13 protein-coding genes (1 of these 13 only partly in view) are annotated in these 20,206 nt (G+C 63.2%); 5 read left to right on the plus strand and 8 right to left on the minus strand.

Annotation, left to right across the window (positions count from 1 at the left end; translation table 11 throughout):
* Positions 1-3: 3 nt before the first annotated feature.
* Both ASE85_RS08905 and ASE85_RS08910 read right to left on the minus strand, forming a co-directional pair.
* Positions 4-1,914, minus strand: a complete 1,911-nt coding sequence (locus ASE85_RS08905) for a CocE/NonD family hydrolase (protein WP_056686849.1) — start codon at positions 1,912-1,914, stop codon at positions 4-6.
* A gap of 75 nt (positions 1,915-1,989) precedes the next feature.
* Entirely contained in the window at positions 1,990-6,024 is a 4,035-nt protein-coding gene (locus ASE85_RS08910) for a glycosyl hydrolase (protein WP_056686852.1), read from the minus strand.
* 176 nt (positions 6,025-6,200) lie between these two features.
* On the opposite strand from ASE85_RS08910, the gene ASE85_RS08915 reads away from it, so the two are divergent.
* The 4 genes from ASE85_RS08915 to ASE85_RS08930 are packed head-to-tail and all read left to right on the plus strand — an operon-like array spanning position 6,201 to position 11,860.
* Positions 6,201-8,300, plus strand: a complete 2,100-nt coding sequence (locus ASE85_RS08915) for a beta-galactosidase (RefSeq protein ID WP_056686855.1) — start codon at positions 6,201-6,203, stop codon at positions 8,298-8,300.
* On the plus strand, positions 8,297-9,907 hold the full coding sequence (locus ASE85_RS08920) for an alpha-L-fucosidase (protein WP_056686859.1): 1,611 nt from the start codon (positions 8,297-8,299) through the stop codon (positions 9,905-9,907). The genes ASE85_RS08915 and ASE85_RS08920 overlap by 4 nt, the downstream gene beginning before the upstream one ends.
* A 15-nt stretch (positions 9,908-9,922) precedes the next feature.
* Positions 9,923-10,600 carry an aspartate/glutamate racemase family protein gene (locus ASE85_RS08925; RefSeq protein ID WP_056686862.1) on the plus strand — a complete coding sequence of 226 codons (678 nt, stop codon included), beginning with the start codon at positions 9,923-9,925 and terminating at the stop codon, positions 10,598-10,600.
* A gap of 15 nt (positions 10,601-10,615) precedes the next feature.
* Complete coding sequence (locus ASE85_RS08930; protein WP_056686866.1) at positions 10,616-11,860, plus strand: MFS transporter; 1,245 nt, start codon at positions 10,616-10,618, stop codon at positions 11,858-11,860.
* 30 nt (positions 11,861-11,890) lie between these two features.
* On the opposite strand, the gene ASE85_RS08935 is transcribed toward ASE85_RS08930, so the two are convergent.
* From ASE85_RS08935 to ASE85_RS08945, 3 genes are all read right to left on the minus strand, one after another.
* Positions 11,891-13,195 carry a four-carbon acid sugar kinase family protein gene (locus tag ASE85_RS08935; protein WP_056686869.1) on the minus strand — a complete coding sequence of 435 codons (1,305 nt, stop codon included), beginning with the start codon at positions 13,193-13,195 and terminating at the stop codon, positions 11,891-11,893.
* Positions 13,196-13,256: 61 nt separating this feature from the next.
* On the minus strand, positions 13,257-14,522 hold the full coding sequence (locus ASE85_RS08940) for a ribulose-bisphosphate carboxylase large subunit family protein (RefSeq protein WP_056686873.1): 1,266 nt from the start codon (positions 14,520-14,522) through the stop codon (positions 13,257-13,259).
* A 2-nt stretch (positions 14,523-14,524) separates the two neighbouring features.
* Complete coding sequence (locus tag ASE85_RS08945; RefSeq protein ID WP_056686876.1) at positions 14,525-16,363, minus strand: beta-L-arabinofuranosidase domain-containing protein; 1,839 nt, start codon at positions 16,361-16,363, stop codon at positions 14,525-14,527.
* A gap of 92 nt (positions 16,364-16,455) precedes the next feature.
* On the opposite strand from ASE85_RS08945, the gene ASE85_RS08950 reads away from it, so the two are divergent.
* On the plus strand, positions 16,456-18,525 hold the full coding sequence (locus ASE85_RS08950) for a beta-galactosidase (RefSeq protein ID WP_056686879.1): 2,070 nt from the start codon (positions 16,456-16,458) through the stop codon (positions 18,523-18,525).
* Between the two features lie 207 nt (positions 18,526-18,732).
* Here the strand turns inward: ASE85_RS08950 and ASE85_RS08955 are convergent, their stop codons facing one another.
* The 3 genes in view from ASE85_RS08955 to ASE85_RS24395 are tightly spaced (each overlapping or abutting the next) and all read right to left on the minus strand, a layout consistent with a single transcriptional unit that may run on beyond the window.
* Positions 18,733-19,800 (minus strand): beta-galactosidase, encoded by a 1,068-nt coding sequence (locus ASE85_RS08955; protein ID WP_056686882.1) that lies wholly within the window; start codon positions 19,798-19,800, stop codon positions 18,733-18,735.
* Positions 19,797-20,144, minus strand: coding sequence for a hypothetical protein (locus tag ASE85_RS08960; protein WP_056686885.1), 348 nt, complete (start codon positions 20,142-20,144; stop codon positions 19,797-19,799). Before ASE85_RS08960 ends, ASE85_RS08955 begins: the two co-directional genes overlap by 4 nt.
* A protein-coding gene (locus tag ASE85_RS24395; protein WP_443018504.1) for a CoA transferase crosses the window boundary here: on the minus strand, positions 20,141-20,206 show its 3' portion. Its footprint extends 486 nt past the window's final position; 66 of the gene's 552 nt are visible here — the last part of the coding sequence; its start codon lies off the right edge, out of view; it ends in the stop codon at positions 20,141-20,143. The genes ASE85_RS08960 and ASE85_RS24395 overlap by 4 nt, the downstream gene beginning before the upstream one ends.

Raw genomic sequence — 20,206 nt, forward strand, 5'->3', positions numbered from 1 at the left:
TTGTCATTGCGCGATCGGCAGCCACACGGCGCTCGCCGCATCGCCGCCCCAGTGGATCGTCTCGGTCGCCTTTACATAATCGGCCGGCTTGGCTTCCATGATGGAGGGCACCCAGCTTTGCGGGTTGCGGTCATATAGCGGGAACAGGCTCGACTGGACCTGCACCATGATCTTGTGCCCCGGCAGGAACACATGGTTCACATGGGGAAGCGACCATTTGAACGCATAGGTCTTGCCCGGCTCCAGCGCCGCCGGCGTGGCGAAGCCGTTCACATAGCGTCCCCGGAAAATCTCTATGCCGATGCCCAGCTGATAGCCGGCCATGGTCGGATCGGCCGAATTTTCCTGCGGATAGACGTCGATCAGCTTCACCACATAATCGCTGTCCCGCCCGCTGGTCGCCGCGCGCAGGTCTACCTTGGGTGCGCCCATGATATGGACCGGCTTGTCCAGCAGCTGCGTCGTATAGCTCAGCACATCGGGCCGGCCATCGACGAAGCGCTGGTCGTGGACCAGCCAGGTGCGCCATTCCTCGCCCTGCATATGGATCGGGCGCGGCAGCATCGGCACCGGCTTGGCGGGGTCGGAGACGTAACTATCGCTGCCTGCCGATGGCTTGGTCCAGGACAAGCCGAAGCCTGCGCCCAGATAAAGCGGTGTATAGTTGCCAGCCGGCCATTGCTGCGACACGTCCCAGCGACTGTCGCCGGTGGCATATGTCAGCACCGGCGGCGTGTCGCATGTAGGCGCTTGTGTCTTCAGATGGCAGTCGAGGAACGGCTTCATATAGCGGGTACGGAACTGTAATCCGGTGTCGCCCTCCCATTTGAGCGGCCCCAGTTCGCGCGCCTCATAATTGACCTGGCTATGACGCCACGGCCCGATCGCCAAACTGACCATGTCGTTGTTCGTGTCCTGCTTCTCCAGCGCCTGATAGACAGCCGGCGCGCCATAGCTGTCCTCCTGGTCCCATTGCCCCACGACCAGCATGATGGGCACGGTCAGCTTGCGCGTCTCCAGCAGCTTGTCGACAGCCTGCCCCTGCCACCATGCGTCATAGCTCGGATGCTCCAGCACCTTGCGCACCACCGGAAGGTCCATCAGCCCATAGGCCCGCGCATAGTCCGCCGCAGACCCGGCCGCCAGATAGGCTTCATATTCGTCGCCCGTCCCCTTGGGCACCGCGCCGCCGCCCTTCTTCACCGTCTGGCCCAGATCATAATCGAACCCGAAGGTACGGAAGGCGCCATTGTGGAACCAGTCGTCGCCCATCCAGCCGTCGACCATCGGGCTTTGCGGCACCGCCGCCTTCAACGCCGGATGCGAGTCGATCAGCGCCATGAGCGATGTGAAGCCCAGATAGGAGGAGCCGGTGATGCCGACCCGTCCGTTGCTTTCCTTCACATTCTTCACCAGCCAGTCGATCGTGTCATAGGCGTCGGTGGCATGGTCGACCCTGGTCGGGTTGAGCGGCCCGCGCAGCGGCCGGTTCATCACATAGTCGCCCTCCGACCCGTCCAGGCCGCGCACATCCTGATAGACACGGATATAGCCGTCGTTGACGAACGGCGCATCCATGACCGGCAGGATTTCCTCGATCTTCTGGCTGCGGTTGCGGCTGGTCGACTTGTCCGCATTATAGGGCGTGCGGCTCAGCAGGATCGGCGCGTCGGTCACACCCTTGCGATAGACGATGACGGTATAGAGCTTCTTCCCGTCGCGCATCGGGATCATCACCGTTCGCCGGACATAGTCGGCCTGCGGACGGACCCAGTCATACGCCTTGACCTGCTCGTTCGCCATCGTGTCGGTTGGCGTGGCCGGTGCTTCCTGTGCCAGCAGGGCGGGCGTGGCGAGCGCCATGGCCGAAGCGGCAATGGCGAGGTGCGCGAGCGTCGAAAGATGTTTTCCCATGACGCATGGGTGCGCCCGGCGCCTCCGGTCGTCAAGGGGACGACACAGGTCGGCGGTGTCGGTCGTGGCATGCCGCTATTGCAGCAGCACGTCCCGTGCGAACATCAGCCGCACCGGTCCGAGCAAACCGGAATCGAGCAGCGGCTCGCCTGCCTGATAGAAGGTCCATGGCGTGAAGGTTACGCGGCCGCCGGACGGCTTGGCCTCGCCCTTCTTGTACCAATCCGGCAATGCCACGATCTTGCGCGCCATCACCGGCGTCATCCTGCCGTCGGCGGCGGGTTTCTCCCCGATCACCCAGTCGGCATTGTCGATATATTCGCCCTCTTCCGGCAGTGCGGCGTCGCCGATCATCCGGTTGGCCCACAGGTTCGTGACGGACAGCGACAACTGATTGGCGCCGGCATGGACGGCATCGGTGATGTCGACCCGATAGGGTTCCTTCCACACCACGCCCAGATCCTTGCCGTTGACCTTGACGCCCGACAGCACTTCCACCCGGCCAAGGTCCAGCCAGATCCTCAAGCCCTGTTTCAGCGCCTCGGCGGGCACATCTATGCTGCGCTCATATGTGGCGGTGCCGGAGAAATGCCGCACGGCCGAATCGCCATGATGGCTCAGCGATTCCAGCTCCGGCAAGGTGATGGCAGCCGGCGCACCGCGGCCCGGTTGAAGCGTAACCTTCCATGCCCCGTTTATGATGCGCGGCACCGGCACCTGCGCCGTGACCGACTTGCCATCGCTGGTTGTATAGCGGCCGCTCTCCCAGGCGCGCAGGGTCAGCCTACCGTCCGGGCTGCGCGCGATCTCCGCCGGGCTGGCGGTGGTGGCGGGGGCAGGCGGCCCCTTCTTCGCTTGGGCGGCGACCTCCTGCGGTGTCAACGCCCGCGCCAATGTCTTCAACGGCGTAAAATTGCCTTCGAAAAAGTAGGTCGCGCCATTGGGTGCCGGCCGGTCCGATCCGCCGGCGAACACCGTTCGACCGCTTTTAATCCCGGTTCGCGCCAGCGTGCCGTTGATATAAAGGCTGGGCACGCCCTTGTCATAGACCAGCGCGAAATGGCTCCAGCCCGCGATCGGCTGGTGCGACACCAGTACGGCGGGCACATCGTCGGGCGATCCCCGTTCGATCACGAACGCGCCATTGCGTCCGACCGCCAGCCCCGCGATCGCCGTGCCCTCACCATGGATGTCGCGTCCCGACCGGGCGTTGATCAGGTAATTTTTCCCCGTCTCGTTGATCCGGCCCTCCACGCTCTCCTGCGGCATCAGGCGCAAGTCGAGGTCGGGCTTGGCCCAGAGCGACAAAGTGAAACTATCCGAAGGCGCGGTCACGGCCGGCGTTTCCAGCCTCAGATCGGCAAACGGCTTTCCGTCCTTCGCGGCCCATGTGATGGGCGTTGTGCTGGCCAGCGGCTCGCGGAAGCTGACGAAGGTCGATCCGGCGGGCGACAGGTCTAAGGCGACACGCATGCCTTCATCCGTGGCGTCGAACAGCGCCGGATGGCTGATCGCACCCGTTTCCGCATCCCACAGCGCCGGCGCCTTGCCGGACACGCGGAAGGTGCATGTCACCCGCTCGGCGCGCCGCTGGCGGTTGGCGAGGAAATAGACATCCCCGTCGCTGACCCGGCGGTGCAGCCATGTAATCTGCCCATCCGGGCTCCCTGTGTCGCAACTGACGTCCGGCGCGGTCCGCGTGGCGGCCAGCACATCGGCGATGGTTCCGCTGGCAAAAACCCTGCCCTTGCCGACCGTGCGTGCGGCGTTCCCGGCAGAGCCGCCCCAGAGCGTCGACACGTCCTTGTCGAATTGCGCGTCGTCCATGGCCAGCGATCGGGTTGGGCGGGGGGCGAGCAATGTCATGCCCTGCTCCACCATCGTTCGCAGGCGCGCGACCAGCTTGCCCGTCAGCCCGGTCATCCCTTCCGGCAGCGCCAGCATGGCATAGCTTGCCCCATCGGGGAGGATGACCTTCCCATCCTTCACGCTGGCACGGGTCAGCAGGACTTCGGCATTGACCAGATCATAGCTGTGGCCGGCCGGGATCAGCGGGTCGAAATATTGACCGATCTTCGGATTGGCGTCGGACGAGACATCGGGCCGCACATTTTCCGACTGGTTGGGGCTGTCTTCGCCGACAAAGAACAGGATATCCGCGATGCCATGGCCCTGCCGCAGCATATATTGACTGCGCGCCAGGTAATCCATCCACGGCTTGGACTGGCCGAACCATGTGTTGGTACGATCCAGATTGATGCCCCATGGCCCCATCACCATGCCCGGCTCCGCTTTCACATTGGGCTGATGGGCATAGCGGTGGAAGAATATCTGGTTGAACCCCTGCGCGAACATCTGGTCGCCCAGCGCTTTCATCGAATAGGGATAATCCATCCAGCGGCTGGTCTGGGATTCGCCGGTGAAGGCTTCCGCCGCGACCACGCTCTTGCCATAGACATGGGCGGCGGACGACACCATCTTGACCGTGCGATTGTCGGTCCAGGGGGTGCGGGTCCAGAATTCGGTCATGGGCACCTGCGCCCGGCCGCTCACCTGCAAGGCATCGAACGGCCCCGGCCCATAGCCTTCGGTGTAGAAGTTGAGGCCCGCCCGATGCGCATGGTCCTGCATCCGCCCATAATAGTTGTCGGCCATCAGGTCGGCCAGCGTCCGGCGGAAATCGAACAATATCTTGTCCGACATCTCGACATTGCCCACGATCCGCCCGGTCAGCGTCGGCAGATATGGCAGCAGGCTGTATCCGTTACGCTTCTCGAAATCCGCCAGCAGGGCCGGCGTCCAGTTTTGAAGGCCCGCCTCATAACTGTCGATCTCCAGATTGGCGAAAGCCTTGCCCGCCATCGGCCCCGCCGCCTTGACGACGCGCGCGACGCTGCTGTCGAACTGATGATCGACAGCGCTTGCACTCAGCTTGTCGACTTCCAAGCCGCGCCCGGCGTCGGATGCCGCGACATTGATCTTGCCTGTCGGGGTATGCCCCATGCGCAGGATCGTCCAGCGCCCTTTGGGAGCCGCCCAGTCCAGCCGACCCTGCGCATCCACCCTGTTCGTCAGGTCGATGATCGTCGCCGGATCTACGGCGTCGGGGGAGGGGGCATCGCCCGGCCCCCTGGTCACCGCCCCCATGCGAAAACCATGCTCGCCCTTCACGTCCCAATCCTCGATGCGCCGCGTCGCATGGAGCAAAGCCTCGGCCAGCTTCACCGTCGTCGAGGGCTTGATCCGGAAATAGCGCGCCGTGACGGCGGAGAAGTTGATCGATCCCGGTGCCTCGATCCCGCGCTCGACCGCGACGCTGACCTTGCCGACCGGGGACCAGCGCTGGCCGTCATCAGACTTTTCCAGCATCGCGGAAAAGCCCGGCACCTCCTTCTGGGCATAGAGCGTCACGGCCTGCGCCGTGAAAGGCGCCTTCATCTCCACCACCAGCGGCGCGTCCGGCGATATCTCGGCGCTGCTGTGGAGATCGCGATCGGTCAGCCTGGCTGGGTCGATCGCCTCGCCCGTCCGCATGGAGGCAATAGCATCGCGATAATGGCTTTCATCGCCCTGCGAAGCGGGAAAGGCGACGATCGCGGCATCCCTGTAATAGTCCAGTTTCGTGTAGGGCTGGGGCAGCGCGATGCGCACGCGCTTGCCGCCGTCTATGCTGGTTTCGGTCCAGACGATCTGCTGCATCGCCTGTTCGGGTGAAATCCAGGGGCCACCGCTGGACGACCAGCCCGGCGCATTGTGCATGCCGACCTGCAATCCCAGATCGCCTGCCTTGCCCATCATATGCGTCATCAGGCCCAGCCACTCCGGGCTGAGATAATCGACCGGCCCCTTGGGCACATCGTCGCTGCCGTCGAACACCAGTACGCCGCCCAGCCCGGCCTTCTTGATCGCGGCCAGATCGGCGTCGATCCCCGCCTGGGTCACATTGCCGTTCATCCAGAAATAGAGCGTCTGGGGGCGGGTGTCGGACGGCGGATCACGGAAGCTTTCGGCATCGGGGGCATTTGCGGCCTGTTGCGCGGCCAGCGGCGTTGCGCCGATGGCCGCCATCGCCACGCTGCTTGCCATCCTGACCAGAAATGCGCGCGTCATCCAAACCCCTCCTCGTTATTATCTGCCATGGCATGATCGCGCGCATTGTCGAAATTGGCGGCTGACAGCCTGAAGCGCGGCGAAACTGGTTGACTCGGTTTAGTCATACTAATAGCCACGCACAAGCAAATGTCATAAAATAATACTAATTGAGGTTTCGGTGCATGGAGTGGGGCATGAAAGCACGTAGTCGCAGGGAAAAAGGCTGGTGGAAGGCCGCCTTGTTGCTCGCGCCCGCGCTCATCCTGTCACCGCCGCTCCTCGCTGCGCCAGCGCCGGGGGCCACCGCGCAGGGCGGGCAGGAACAGTTCAAGTCGCTCTACCTCGGCTCTGCTTGGTATCCCGAACAATGGCCGGAAGAACGGTGGGTCGAAGACCTGCGCCTGATGAAAGCGCATGGCGCCAATGTCGTTCGCATCGGCGAATTTGCGTGGAGCGCGATGGAGCCGACCGAAGGCGCCTATGACATGGGCTGGCTGGTCCGCGCCGTCCGTCTCGCCGCGAAATATGACATCAAGGTCGTGATCGGCACCCCTACCGATACGCCGCCGGCCTGGATGACGCAGAAATATCCGCAAGTCCTGCGCATCGACGGCGATGGCAAGCGCCTCGGCCATGGCGGCCGCCGTCAATTCTCGATCTCCGACCCCTTCTATCGGGAACGCAGCCGCGACATAGTCGGCCGCATGGCGGAGGCATTGGGCGAGGAAGCCAATGTCATCGGCTGGCAGATCGGCAATGAATATACCGACGAAAGCTACGATCCCGCCGCGAAGGCCGGCTGGGTCGATTGGCTGAAGTCGCGATACGGCACGCTGGACAAGCTCAACGACGCATGGACTACCCAATATTGGTCGCAAACCTATAGCGACTGGAGCCAGGTGCCGTTCAACACGGAAAAGGGCAATCCCGGCCTGATGCTGGAGCAGAAACGCTACATCACCAGCCAGTGGGTCGCGTTCCAGAAGAACCAGCTCGACGCCATCCGCGCCCATGCGCTGCCCGCGCAATTCATCACCACCAATCTCGGCGGCCTTGGCTGGGCCAACAGGTTCGACCGCTACGACATCAATCGCGACCTCGACTTCGCGTCGTGGGACAATTATGTCGGCACCGGCCATCTGCTGCCCTATCGCAACGGCGCCAGCCACGATCTGGTACGCGGGTGGAAGCGCAAGAATTTCTGGGTGATGGAAATCCAGCCCGGCTATGTGAACTGGGCGCCGGTCAGCAATATGCTCTATCCCGGCGAAACCCGCGCGATGGCATGGCAGGCGATCGGCCATGGCGCGGACGGCATCCTCTACTGGCAATGGCGCAATGCGCTCAACGGTCAGGAAACGATGCACGGCTCGATCCTCGGCCCGGATGGCAAGCCGCTTCCGGTCTATGCGGAAGTGACGAAGATCGGGCGCGAATTGGCGAAGGCTGCGCCGATCATCGCAGGCACCGCGCCAGTCTCGCCTGTCGCCATCCTTCAGGACTATCCCAGCCGCTGGACGATAGATTTCCAGCCGCACCACAAGGATTATGACCAGATCGGCGTATTGCTCGACTATTATGCGCCCTTGAAGGATGCCCTCGGCAGCGTCGATATCGTGGAGGCGGCCGGGCCACTCGACGCTTACAAACTGGTCGTCGCTCCGAACCTCGCCATCCTGACGCCGGCAATGACGGCAAAGCTGACCAGCTTCGTGGAAAATGGCGGCCACCTGATCCTCGGTCCGCGCTCTGGCATGCGCGACGAATATGATCGGCTCCAACCCCGTCGCCAGCCCGGCCCGCTCGCCGATCTGCTCGGTGGGCAGGTCGAACAATATTATGCGCTGGACGAAGCGGTTGAGGTCGGCACCGGCAAGGCCACGATATGGGCCGAAGACCTGACCGTCACATCGCCCGATACGCAGGTGCTGTTGCGCTATGGCAAGGCGAATGGCTGGCTCGACGGCCATGCCGCTGCGCTGACGCGACCAGTGGGGAAGGGGCGCGTCACCTATGTCGGTGCACTGCTTGACAAAAGCCTGATGCAGACGCTGATCGACGACGCGCTGAAGGGCGCCAATGTCACCCGCGAATTCGCCGTCCCCGCCGATGTAGAATTGATGACGCGGCAAGGCGACGGCCGCTCCATCGTCATCCTCATCAATCATGGGAAAGAGACGCGCAGCTTCACCCTGCCCGAATCCATGACCGACATATTGGAGGGCGGCCGCAAACAGGCCGTCACGCTGGCGGCCGAAGGCGTCGCCGTCCTGAAACGGGGAAGCACAAAGTGAAAAAGCCTCTGATCGCTGCTTTTTGCGCGTTTACCGCCATGAGCGGCCCTGCACTGGCGCAGAAATCTGCACCCAAATCGTCATGGCCGATGGATTATCAGGCTGCCCCGGTCGAAGCCCAATTGGCCAAGGTGAAGCAGGGCGTCAATGAAGGCCCGTTCCGCCCGGACTGGGATTCCCTGCGGGGCTTTCGCACGCCCGCCTGGTTTCAGGATGCGAAATTCGGCATCTTCATCCATTGGGGCGTCTATTCGGTCCCGGCCTATGCCAATGAATGGTACAGCCGGAACATGTATGTGCCGGGCAACGAGGCCTATGCGCATCACCTGAAGACCTATGGCCCGCAGAACAAGTTCGGCTACAAGGATTTCATTCCGCAATTCAAGGCGGAGAAATTCGACCCTGCGACATGGATGCAACTCTTCCAGGACGCCGGTGCCCGTTATGTCGTACCCGTCGCCGAACATTGCGACGGCTTCGCCATGTACCAGTCCGCCTTCACCAAGTGGGACTCCGCCGACATGGGGCCAAAGCGCGACGTGACCGGCGAAATCGCAAAGGCTGCGCGCGCCAGCGGCCTGCATTTCGGCCTGTCCTCACACCGCGCCGAACATTGGTGGTGGTATCATAAGGGCCGCACTTACGATTCCGACGTCAATGATCCCAAATATGCCGGCCTCTATGGCCCCGCCGCGCCCACCGGCCTGCCTGCGGACAAGCCCGACAACTGGCCCGACAGCGACCTGCTTCACAATTGGAGCCCGCCCAACAAGGAATTCCTGAACGACTGGATGGCGCGCACGTCTGAACTGATCGACAAATATCAGCCCGAACTCATCTATTTCGACTGGTGGACATCCTCGCCCCTGTTCGAACCGTTGATGCGCGACACCGCCGCCTATTATTACAACCGCTCCTCGACATGGAAGGCGCCGGGCATTATCGCCTATAAGGGGTCGCAATTCGCCGAAGGCAGCGCGATGTTCGACCTCGAACGCGGCAAGAGCGATGCGCTCAAACTCACGCCATGGCAGTCGGACACCTCGGTCAGCGTCAAAAGCTGGGGCTATGCCCAGAATGACAGCTACCGCACGCCCAAGTCGCTGATCGCCGACATGATCGACATCGTGTCGAAGAATGGCAACCTGCTGCTGAACGTCGGTCCCAAGGCGGACGGGACCATCCCGGAAGAAATCGCCACCGTCCTGCGCGGCATGGGCGCATGGCTGAAGGTGAATGGCGAAGCCATCTACGGCACGCGGCCGTTCCTCTATTTCGGCGAAGGCCCGACCAAGTCCGGTCATGTCCGTCAGGTCGGCCAGTTCACCGAGAAAAATGTCAGCAGCTTCACGAAGGAAGATATCCGCTTCACGACGAAGGACGGCAATCTCTACGCACTGGGCCTTGAACGCCCGGCCGATGGCGCGGTCCTCATCAAGACGCTGTTTGCAAAGACGCCCTATCTCGACCGCCCGATCGACCGCATCGAATTGCTCGGCACCGGCGCGGTGAAATGGCAGCAGACGGACAAGGGCCTCAACATCAGCTTGCCGCAAAGCAACACCGATGCAATGCCCTATGCCCTGCGCATCAGCTTCAAATCATAAGAACGGAGAGAACCCATGAAAACGCTGGCCCTGCTCCATACCAGCCCGACGCTCAGTCCATTGTTCAACGAACTGACGGCGCGGATCACGCCGGGCGTGCGCGTCCTCCATTTCGTGGACGAAAGCCTGATCAAAAATACGATCGCGGCGGGCAAACTGGAAAAATCCACGATGCGCCGCTTGATCGATCTGGTCGGATCGACCTTCGACGCAGGGGCGGACGTGACGCTCGTCACCTGTTCCTCCATCGGCCCGGCGGTAGACATTGCCGCGCAACTGCATGACAAGCCGGTTCTGCGCGTCGACCGCCCCATGGCGGAGAAGGCCGTCGCGGCGGCCGCTGCCGGTTCGGGCCGGGTCGGCGTCCTTGCAACCCTCTCCACCACGCTCGCCCCAACGGTCGCGCTCGTCCGCCGCGTGGCGGAGGAAAGCGGCAAGCATATCGAGATTGTCGAACATGTCTGTGAAGGCGCGTTCGAAGCCGTGATGGCGGGCGACGGCGCGACCCATGACCGCATCGTCGGCGAAGCGCTGACGGGGAAGATGGCGGGCATGGACGCGATCCTCTTCGCGCAGGCGTCGATGGCTCGTGCGCTCGCCGCCCTGCCCGAAGGCGCGATTCCCGCGCCGGTCTTCACCAGCCCGGAACTGGGCGTGGAGCGCGCCCGCGATGTGCTCGCCAGCCTCGCGTAAAAGGAGAATAGGGGGGTGAAGAAACGTCATGCCGTCGTCGGGCTTCTCGGCGTCCTTTCGGTCATCACCTTCCTCGACCGGATGGCGATCGCGGTCACTGGCCCTGCGGTGCAGAAAGAACTGGCGATCACCCCGCAACAATGGGGGTGGGTGCTTGGCGCCTATGTCATCGCCTATGCCGTGTTCGAAGTGCCGTCGGGCGCATTGGGCGACAAACATGGCTATCGCAAGGAACTGACCCGCATCACCCTCTGGTGGTCCTTCTTCACCGCCGCCACCGCCTTCGTCCACAATGTCTGGCAGCTCACCGGCGCGCGCTTCCTCTTCGGCCTTGGCGCGGCAGGCGCTTACCCCAACATGTCCGGCGTCCTCTACCGCTGGCTCCCGGCGCGGGAGCGCGCACGCGGGCAGGGCGTCATTTGGGCCGCCAGCCGCCTTGGCGGCGCGCTCGCGCCCCTTTTGCTGGTGCCGCTCCAGGCGCAATTCGGATGGCGCGCCGTCTTCATCGCATTGGGCGTCATCGGCCTCGGCTGGGCACTGGCCTGGCGCGCCTTCTACCATGATCGTCCCGCAGAACAGCCCGGCATCAGCGCTGCCGAAGTCGCGGAAATCGGCAGCGACGAGTCCAGCGGCCATAGCGGCACGCCCTGGCGCAAGCTCTTGTCCCTGCCGCAACTCTGGCTGATCGCGCTCGCTTATTGCTTCTATGCGTTCGGCAGCTGGTTCTTCTTCAACTGGTTCCCGACCTGGATGGTGAACGGCGCGAAGTTCACCATCGCCGAAATGGGCCTTTACGGCTCCATCCCCTTCCTGCTCGGCATCGTCGCCAATCTGGCGGGCGGGGTCCTGTGCGATCGCCTTGCCGACCGCATCGGCATCCGCAAAGCATATAGCCGCATCGCCAGCACTTGTCTCACCATCACGGCGGTTCTGCTCGTTCTGATGAGCCTCGCCACCAGCAAGGTCGTCATCATCCTCCTCGCCGCCTCCGCCTTCGGTGTCATGGACCTGATGCTGCCGTCCGCCTGGGCGATGTGCATGTCGATCGGCGGCCGTTACGGCGGTACGGCGAGCGGCGTCATGAACACGGCGGGTAATCTGGGCGGGTTCGTCTGTACCGTGGTGATCGGTTACATGATCGGCGCGACCGGCGACTATAATCTGCCTGTGCAGGGCGTCGCGGCAATGGTCCTGATCGCGGCCGTGCTGTTTTCAAGGATCGACTGCACCAAGGGCTTCGACCAGAAGGCTGCGCCGTAGCATCCAGTTCCCCGGTGAAAGCAGGGGAACCTATCTCCCGCGCCGCACCGTCTCGAAAAAGTCCGGCGCGCCCATCTGCCCGCCCTTCAGCACCAGTTCCAGCCCATCCAGTTCCGGCTCGGACGCATAGGCCCGCACCAGCGGCGCGCCGCGTTCCAGTGGCGCGGCCCATGCGATGGCCTCCAGCCCCATTTGCGCCACGCCATGGCTGGACGTATCGCCGCCCGCAAACAGCAGCCGCGAAATCCCGGTTCGCCGCACGACATCCCGGCTGACCCGGCCCAATGCGGCACCGATGGCTGCCCCGGCAGCAGGCACATCCTGCGCCAGCGGCCCTTCAGCCGAATGTACTACCACGCGCCCATTTGCGCCAAGCATTTCAGCCGCAGTCTGCACCAGTCGCGCTTCCTCGGAAGCGCTCCCGCTCAACAGCGCGGCAACATCGGCCTGCACCGTCGCAAAGCCATCAGTCCGTGCCGTCGCGATCTGCGCCGCCGTCACCGGGGAACAACTCCCGCTCATCACCAATAGCCGGTCAACGGCCCCGGCACCGACGCAGGGCAGGGCGTTCGGCGGCGGCACAAACCCCATCGCCTGCCATGCCAAAATCATCGCGCGCGTGACGCCCGAACTGCCCACGGCAAAGCGGAAATGCGCGCCCTGATGCGCCAGCAACACTTGCCCCACCGCAGCCAGGCTAGGCTCGTCCATGCCATCGAACAGCATCGCATCCGCGCCGTCTGTCACGGCATCCAGAAACAAGGTTTCCGCATCTCCTGCCTGTATCCGGTCGATGGTAGCCAGGGCAATCTTCGCCTTCGTCTGCCGTGCCAGATGGCGGCGCATGTCGGCCTCATCCATCGGCGTCACCGGATGGCGCGCCATCGTCGGGTGCCGGTCGATCCTGTGCACCACACCGCCCGCCACCGCGAACAGATTGCCGAAGATCAGATATCGACCCAGATGCGGCGCCCCGATCGCTATCGGCACGATCCCGCCCAGCGTTGCCTTCCCGATCTCCAGCGCCCGCCCGATAGAGCCGACATCAGGACTGCTGTCGAAGGTCGAGCAGGTCTTGTAATGCACAACCGGCGCGCCGCTCGCGCCCAGCGCTGCAAAGGCACTAGGCAGATGCGCGTCCATCCAGTCCGGCGACTGGCTGCGCGCGTCGCCCGCCAGCCCGATCGCCCGCACATCGGGGAAGCGCGCCAGCATCGTTGCATCCGGCTGCCGCAGGAACAGGATGGCCGGCACCCCGCCTTCCGCCAGTTGCTCCAGCACATCGGTCGACCCGGTAAAATCGTCGCCGTAAAAGGCGTAGAGCAGATCCGTCATGGAAGCAGTCTCATAGAGTTATGCCGGAGCAGATTCTCTCCCCAAAGGAAGGAGAACAATATCAGGCAAAAGCCGCCAGCGCATCGCGCAATTCCGGCTCCTGTGTCGCCGCTTCGGCCAGGTCGACCCCGGCCACCGCCGCCGCCCATGCCTGTTGCAAGGCGCGCACGCCCGCGCCCGGCCCGCCCGGATGTGCCATGATCCCGCCACCCGCAGCAAAGATCAGGTCGGTCGATCCCAAAGCCGCAAAGGTCGCAGGCACCTGCCGCGCCGACTGCCCGGACGAAAAGACCGGCATGATCTCGCACCCCGCATGGGGCGAAGGGAACATCGGCATCAGGCATTCGCGGGCCGACGCGATCACGCTCTCATTACTCTCGCAGAATTTATTGTCGATGCCGTTCACATGAGTATGATCGATACCGGCCAGCCGCCACAATTTCTGGAACGCGATATAGCTCATGCCGATCGCCGGCGACCGCCCCAGCATGCCCCAGCCATTGCGATGCCCATGGATCGGCAGTTGCGAATGGGCGCGCAGCATCTTCATCGCGGGCAGGCCGATGCTGTTCATGCTCGCCATGATGCAGGTGCCGCCTTCGCGCAGCACATGGTCGTGCCGCTCCAGCATCTCGTCCATGTCGCCGGTCAGGTTGGCCGCGAACATCACCTTCTTGCCGGTCCTGTCGGCATGGTCGTTGATGACGCGCATCACCGCGCTGACCCGCGCATCGAACGGACAATGCGGTCCGTCCGCCTGCAATTCATCATCCTTGATGAAATCGACGCCCGCCTCCACCAGGCCGCGCACCTGATCCGCGGTGGCTTCCGGCGACAGGCCGACGCTCGGCTTGATGATCGTCCCGATCATCGGCCGGTCATGGACCCCCGCCAGCTTGCGCGTCCCTGCGACGCCGAATTGCGGCCCCTGATAGCGGGTCAGGAATGCGGGCGGCAACGCCACGTCCACCAGCCGAAGCCCCGAAAAAGCCTTCAGTTCCGACAGATTGCCGTTGATCGTCGCCAGCAGGTTCGGCAGCGAAATCCCGAAATTGGATGTCGGCCAGGACAGAGTCACCCTCGCCCGCCGCCTTTTTCCGTCGCCGCCACCCTTGGGCAGGCCCGATCCCGGCAGCGACGGCGCATCCACCTCTCCCAGCTCATCCAGCACTTCCACCCGCGCCGCATGAGCTTCGCGCAGTTCGTCGGTTTCCCCCGGCACGCGGACGAAAGTGCCGGTCGACTGCTCGCCCGCCATCGTCGCCGCCGCCTGGGCGAGCGGAAAGGCCGTCTCGATCTCGTAGGTCGCAAAAACGCGGTCAGACATGGTCACGCAATCTTGAAATAGGTGTTGTACCGCTCAAGCCCCACATTGAAATAGGGGATGAAGACCAGATTCCGGCCGCCCGTTTCCATCGCGTAGTTCAGGCCCGATCCAGGCACCGGCGTCAGCGACGCGGGCAATGCCAGCGGCTGATCCTCCACCCCTGTCCAGGGATTGAGGCCGACATACATCACCGCCCCGCGCATCACCGCCGCGATGTCCGGATTCTTGTCGTCGATGCTCAGCGTCCGCAGGGCTTGCGGCAGGGTCAGTTCCACGGAGTCGCCCGCCTTCCACGTCCGGTCGACAACGGCCAACGTCCCCGGCTGCACGCCCTGCGCCGCGCCGTTGACGCGCAATTGAGCGCCCTTCGCCCAGGCGGGAATACGCAGCTTCATGGCGAAGCGGCCATTGCCCGGCGCGGTAACGGTCAGGCGGGTGGTGTCCTCCGCTGGATAGCTGGTCTGCTGATCCACCTGCACAGCGCCGCCGGGGCGATCCCATTTCACGGTCGACGGCGCGAACATGTTCACGACCAGGGCGTCATCGTCATGGAAATAGAGGTTCAGCACATAATCGGCGACGGCCTGCACCAAAGTCCCCGAACAGCATGGCCATTTCTGGTGATAATAGAGTTTCTCGGCCGTGGCGCCATAATTGGAATAATAGGGATATCCCCCATCGCTGTCGGGCAGGCGGGTCGCCAGGATCGTGTTGTAGAGCGTCCGCTCCAGCCCGTCGCCATAGACCGGCTCGCCGGTGAAGCGCACCAGATAGCGGGCCAGCTTCATGTCGGCAAAACTGCCGCACGGCGTTTCGAAATGCGCTTTCGACGATTTCAGGCTGGCGGCCAGCTTCCCCTGATGCAGTTCGACAAACTGCTCCTCCGGCCCCCAGCCACCCGATGCGAAGCGCTGCGGCTCCATATAGGTCCATGCGTTGACCAGCGCCTTGCGATATTTCTCGTCGCCCAGATGCAGATAGGCCTGCGCGCCGGAACTCAGCGCGATGGTGTGGCTGTACGCATGCTTGGTCGGCAACACATCCTGCCCGGCGGCCAGCGGATCGAACCATTCCTTGTTCAGCAGATAATGGGTCGCCATCTGGCGGTACTTTTCCTGCCCCGTAATCTCGGCGACATGGAACAGATTTTCGGGCAGCACATAGGTTTCGTCATAGGGCGGATCGACCTTGCCCACCCGGTCGCGCGACACGGGCGAGATATAGGGTCGGCACTTCTCGATCGTGATCGGCAGCAACGTCCTGGCCTGCTCCACCCCCGACAGGCGATATGCGTCGATCAGCCCGACGACATATTTGTCCATGGTATAGGCAGCCCACTGGTCCTGCGCCTTGGGACCGGCATAGGGGTTCTTCGTCTTGGTGATGAACTCGCCGAAACCCTGCACCAATGCCGCGACCTTGGCATGGACGGCCTTATCGCCAGTCGTTGCGCCAATACGCGCCAGACCCGATATATATTGGCCGAATGCCAGGCCGGGGACGAAGCCGTCGCGGTCATACCATCCGCCCATGTCCGGGCCGGGGGCGGGCAGGCCGGCCTGCTGGCGAAATACCTTGAGCGCCCGATCATTGTCGAGCGCCAGATAATGGGCATGGATATGGTCATAATGCTCCTTGACCACCCCACCGGTAAGCTGGACCGCGCCATAGGGAAATTCCTGCAACACTTCCTTGCCGCGCCCGGCGGTCGCAGCAGCGAACGCCATCGATGATGCGCCCAGCGCACCGGCACCGGCAGTCGCACAGGTCGCGCAATGGATGAACCCACGCCGCGAAATGCCACCGCTGGCGTGGCCGTCATCATGATGCCCCATGCTCATCCTGTCCCCGATTCTTCTTTGATTGCATGCGCAGGCTTGCGCTATGGCGCGATTTAACAATATCATATGACTAATTGCAAGAGGAGGGATGAATGGTGAAGGGGTTTTGGACGGCATCGCTGTTATGTTTGGCGGTTGCCGTCTCTCCTTTTCCCGCGAAAACGCAGCCATATCAATCCCGCGCGACTCAGTTCGCGGACAAGCCTGCCATCGCGGTCGGCGTCGCCTGGTATCCCGAACAATGGCCCGAATCCCGCTGGGATGTCGACCTCAAGATGATGAAGGACACCGGTTTCAATACGGTCCGCATCGGCGAATTTGCCTGGAGCCGCATGGAGCCGGCCGAAGGCCAGTTCGACTTCGCCTGGATGGACCGCGCCGTCGCCGCTGCAAAACGCCATGGCTTCATGATCGTCATCGGCACGCCCAGTGCGGGGCCGCCGGCATGGCTCACGCAAAAATATCCCGACACACTGCGCGTCGATGAAAATGGCGTGCGGGCGGGCCATGGCGGCCGCCGCCATTTCTCCTTTGCCAGTGCGCGCTATCGCGACCTGTCCCGCCGCATCGCCGTCGAGATGGCGAAGCGTTACGGCAAAGACCCGTCGGTCGTCGGCTGGCAGATCGACAATGAAGTCGGCCCGCCCAGCTTCGACCCCGAATCCGTCGCAGCATGGCACAGGTTTCTCAAGGCTCGCTACGGCAGCATCGACACGCTCAACCAGCGGTGGACCACCCAATATTGGAGCCAGCATTATAACGACTTCGATCAGGTGCCGCTCCACGCCACCGGCCAGCAAAATCCCGGCCTGTTGCTCGACTTCAAACATTTCACCAGCGCCACCTGGACCGATTATGTGCAAAATCAGGCGCAGGCGATCCGCCCCCTGATCGACCGCCGTGCCTTCGTCACCACCAACACCATGTTCTGGAATGCCGGGTTCGATCATTTCCAGATGCACCGCGATCTCGATATCGCCTCATGGGACAATTATATCCCGGACGGTCGCCCCGACTGGGTCGCCAATGGCGCGAACCATGATCTGGTGCGGGGATATAAGCAGCGCAATTTCTGGCTGATGGAAACCCAGCCGGGCCGGGTCGACTGGGTGCCGGTCAACCGCTCGCTCGATCCGGGCCAGACCCGCGAACTGGCATGGCAGGCGGTGTCGCATGGCGCCGACGCCATCCTCTATTGGCAATGGCGTTCGCCCGCCAACGGGCAGGAAGTCTATCATGGCGCGGTGCTGGGGCAGGACGGTCTGCCCAATCCCGTCCATGCCGAAATCACGCAGATAGCGAAGGAACTGACCGCCGCCGCCCCTCTACTGGCCGACACCCAACCCGCAGCCAAGGTCGGCTTCCTCTTTTCCTATGACAGCCGCTGGGCAATCGACCTGCAACGCCACAACAAGGCGTTCGACCCGATCAAATCCTTCACCGAAACCTATCGCCCTTTCCGCACCGCATCGCAGGGCGTCCATATCCTGTCGGCCGACGACGACCTGTCCGGCTATCCCCTCATCGTCGCGCCCAACCTCAATGTCTTGACGCAAGGCCAGGCTGACCGCCTCGCCGCCTATGTGCGCGGCGGCGGCCAATTGCTGCTCGGCGCGCGCTCCGGCATGAAGGATGATGCCAACGCGCTCTGGCCCCAGCGGCAGCCCGGCCCGCTGGCGGATTTGCTCGGCGCACAGGTGGAGCAATATTATGCGCTGGACGAAAATGTCGACATCAAGGGCGCGGTTGGCGGCACCGCGACCCTGTGGGCTGAGGAACTCAAACTCATCGCCTCCGACGTCCAGGTGCTGGCGACCTATGACAATCCGGGCGGCTGGCTCGATGGTAAGCCCGCGCTGGTTACGCGCACAGTGGGCAAGGGCCGCATCACCTATCTCGGCGCATGGCTGGAACCTGCCGCCATGCAGCAACTGGCCGACCGCCTGCTCTTAGAGGCAAGGGTTCAGCCACTCGTCCCGAACGCCCATCCCGATCTCGAAATCAGCGAACGGGCCGGGAAGGGCAAGCGCGTGATGATCATCATCAACCATGGCAGCGAAGCGCGACCATTGACGCCGCCAGCCGGTGCTGAACTGTCGCAGGGTGAGTGGCGCAATGGCCAGATGGCTCCCCACGGCATCGCGCTGTTTGAATTGAAATAGGCTGTCGCTGCTGCTCCCCTCCCTGAAAGGGAGGGGCCGGGGGTGGTAAGCCGCGTCGGCGGCTCCCATCTGTCCTATTCGTCACGCACCCGCTAAGATCGCCTTGGCTCTGTCCAACATGCGGTGCTCCGCTGACTGAAAATTTCCAACTCCAGCACATAAATGTCAAAATCAGCGGGAAATGTGCGAAGTTAAGCGATCAGCGTCCTACCAGGGCACCGACCGCGCCACCGCGATCCCGCGCACGTCATCGGGCCATTTCCCGCTGACCGCGCAATAATGATGGTAGAGCGCGCCCCTGGCGTAGACGACCGAAGGCTTGTGCGCATATTTCTCGTCCACCGATCCCGGCGCGCCATGATCGACCAGTATCTCGTCCACCTTGCGGAAGTCGGTCAGGCTCTCTCCCAGCGCCAGCAAGTCCCGCGCATAGCCATCGGTCGACAGCCCGAAATAGAACATCGCCCATCGCCCGCCATGGCGCAGTAGCACCGGATCGCTGGCAAAACGGTCGTCCCACGCCCCCTTCACCCCATTGCGCAGCAACGGACTGGCCGGATGTCGCGTCCAGTGTTTCAGATCGGTGGACGTCGCCAGTCCGGTCTGCTCATGCCATGGCTCGCCCTTGGTCTTGGCGTTGTAGAACAGATAATAGGTCCGCCCGACCTTCATCAGGTACGGCTTGTACAGCCCGCCTTCCTCCCATGGTGCGCCGCCATCGGGAAACAGGATCGGTGGGGTCTTGTCCCAGTGGATCAGATCCTTGCTATACGCCAGCCCGATGACCGCCGGCCCCGCCTCATAGCCGGTGCCGGGATAGGCATGCCATGCGCAGACATAATGCCCGTCCACCTTGATCAGCCGCCCCGGCGACATCAGGTCATTGTCGCGCAGGATCGACGCAGTCGCGATATTATAGCGGGTGATCGGATCATTTGGATCGCGGGCGAGGATAATCCCCTTGCGCCGCCAGTTGACCAGGTCGTCGGAGTCCGCCAGCCCCGTCTGATAGCCGCTACCATCCCACCCGACATAGGTCATGCAGAACCGCCCCTCATGCGAAAAGACGAAGGGGCAATCGACCAGTTTCTCGTCGAACGTGCCTTTCACGCCCGATCCCGCCAGCACCAGCTTGGGATATTTATAGGGCGTCCTGAACGGCGCGACCGGGTCTTTGCGTCCGACTTTCGCCGTCGCCCCCTCCACAGCCAGTCCGCCAAGGCCCAAAGCCGCTGACCCGATAAATTGCCGCCGATCCACGATCCCGTCCCTCATTGCCCGCACACTTTCTGTCCCATCACGCCCGGCAGCGCCGCCGCCGCATTGCTGCCCACGGCATAGACCCGCCGCCGCGCCAGCCCATAGCCCAGCAGGGCAGCGCCTATGACCAGCAGCACCCAAATGGCCGACACCCGGCCACTTTCGAACGCCAGCATCTGCGCCAGAACCTCCGGCCGTGCCACCATCAGCGATCGCCCGTCGGTCAGGATCAGCACCAGTCCCCGCACTGCCGTCAGCGTGCCCAGCGTCACGATGAAGGCGTTGATGCCCACAAATTGCACGATAGCTCCGTTCAGCGGCACCAGTGCATAATAGACACCCGCTTCACGCAGGCTCAAGAGGCGGCGCCAGTCCGCCCTGCACCAGTTACGCACCTGCCATCATGTCGGTGATGGACAGC

The sequence above is a fragment of the Sphingobium sp. Leaf26 genome (genome assembly GCF_001421665.1).
GTDB lineage: Bacteria > Pseudomonadota > Alphaproteobacteria > Sphingomonadales > Sphingomonadaceae > Sphingobium.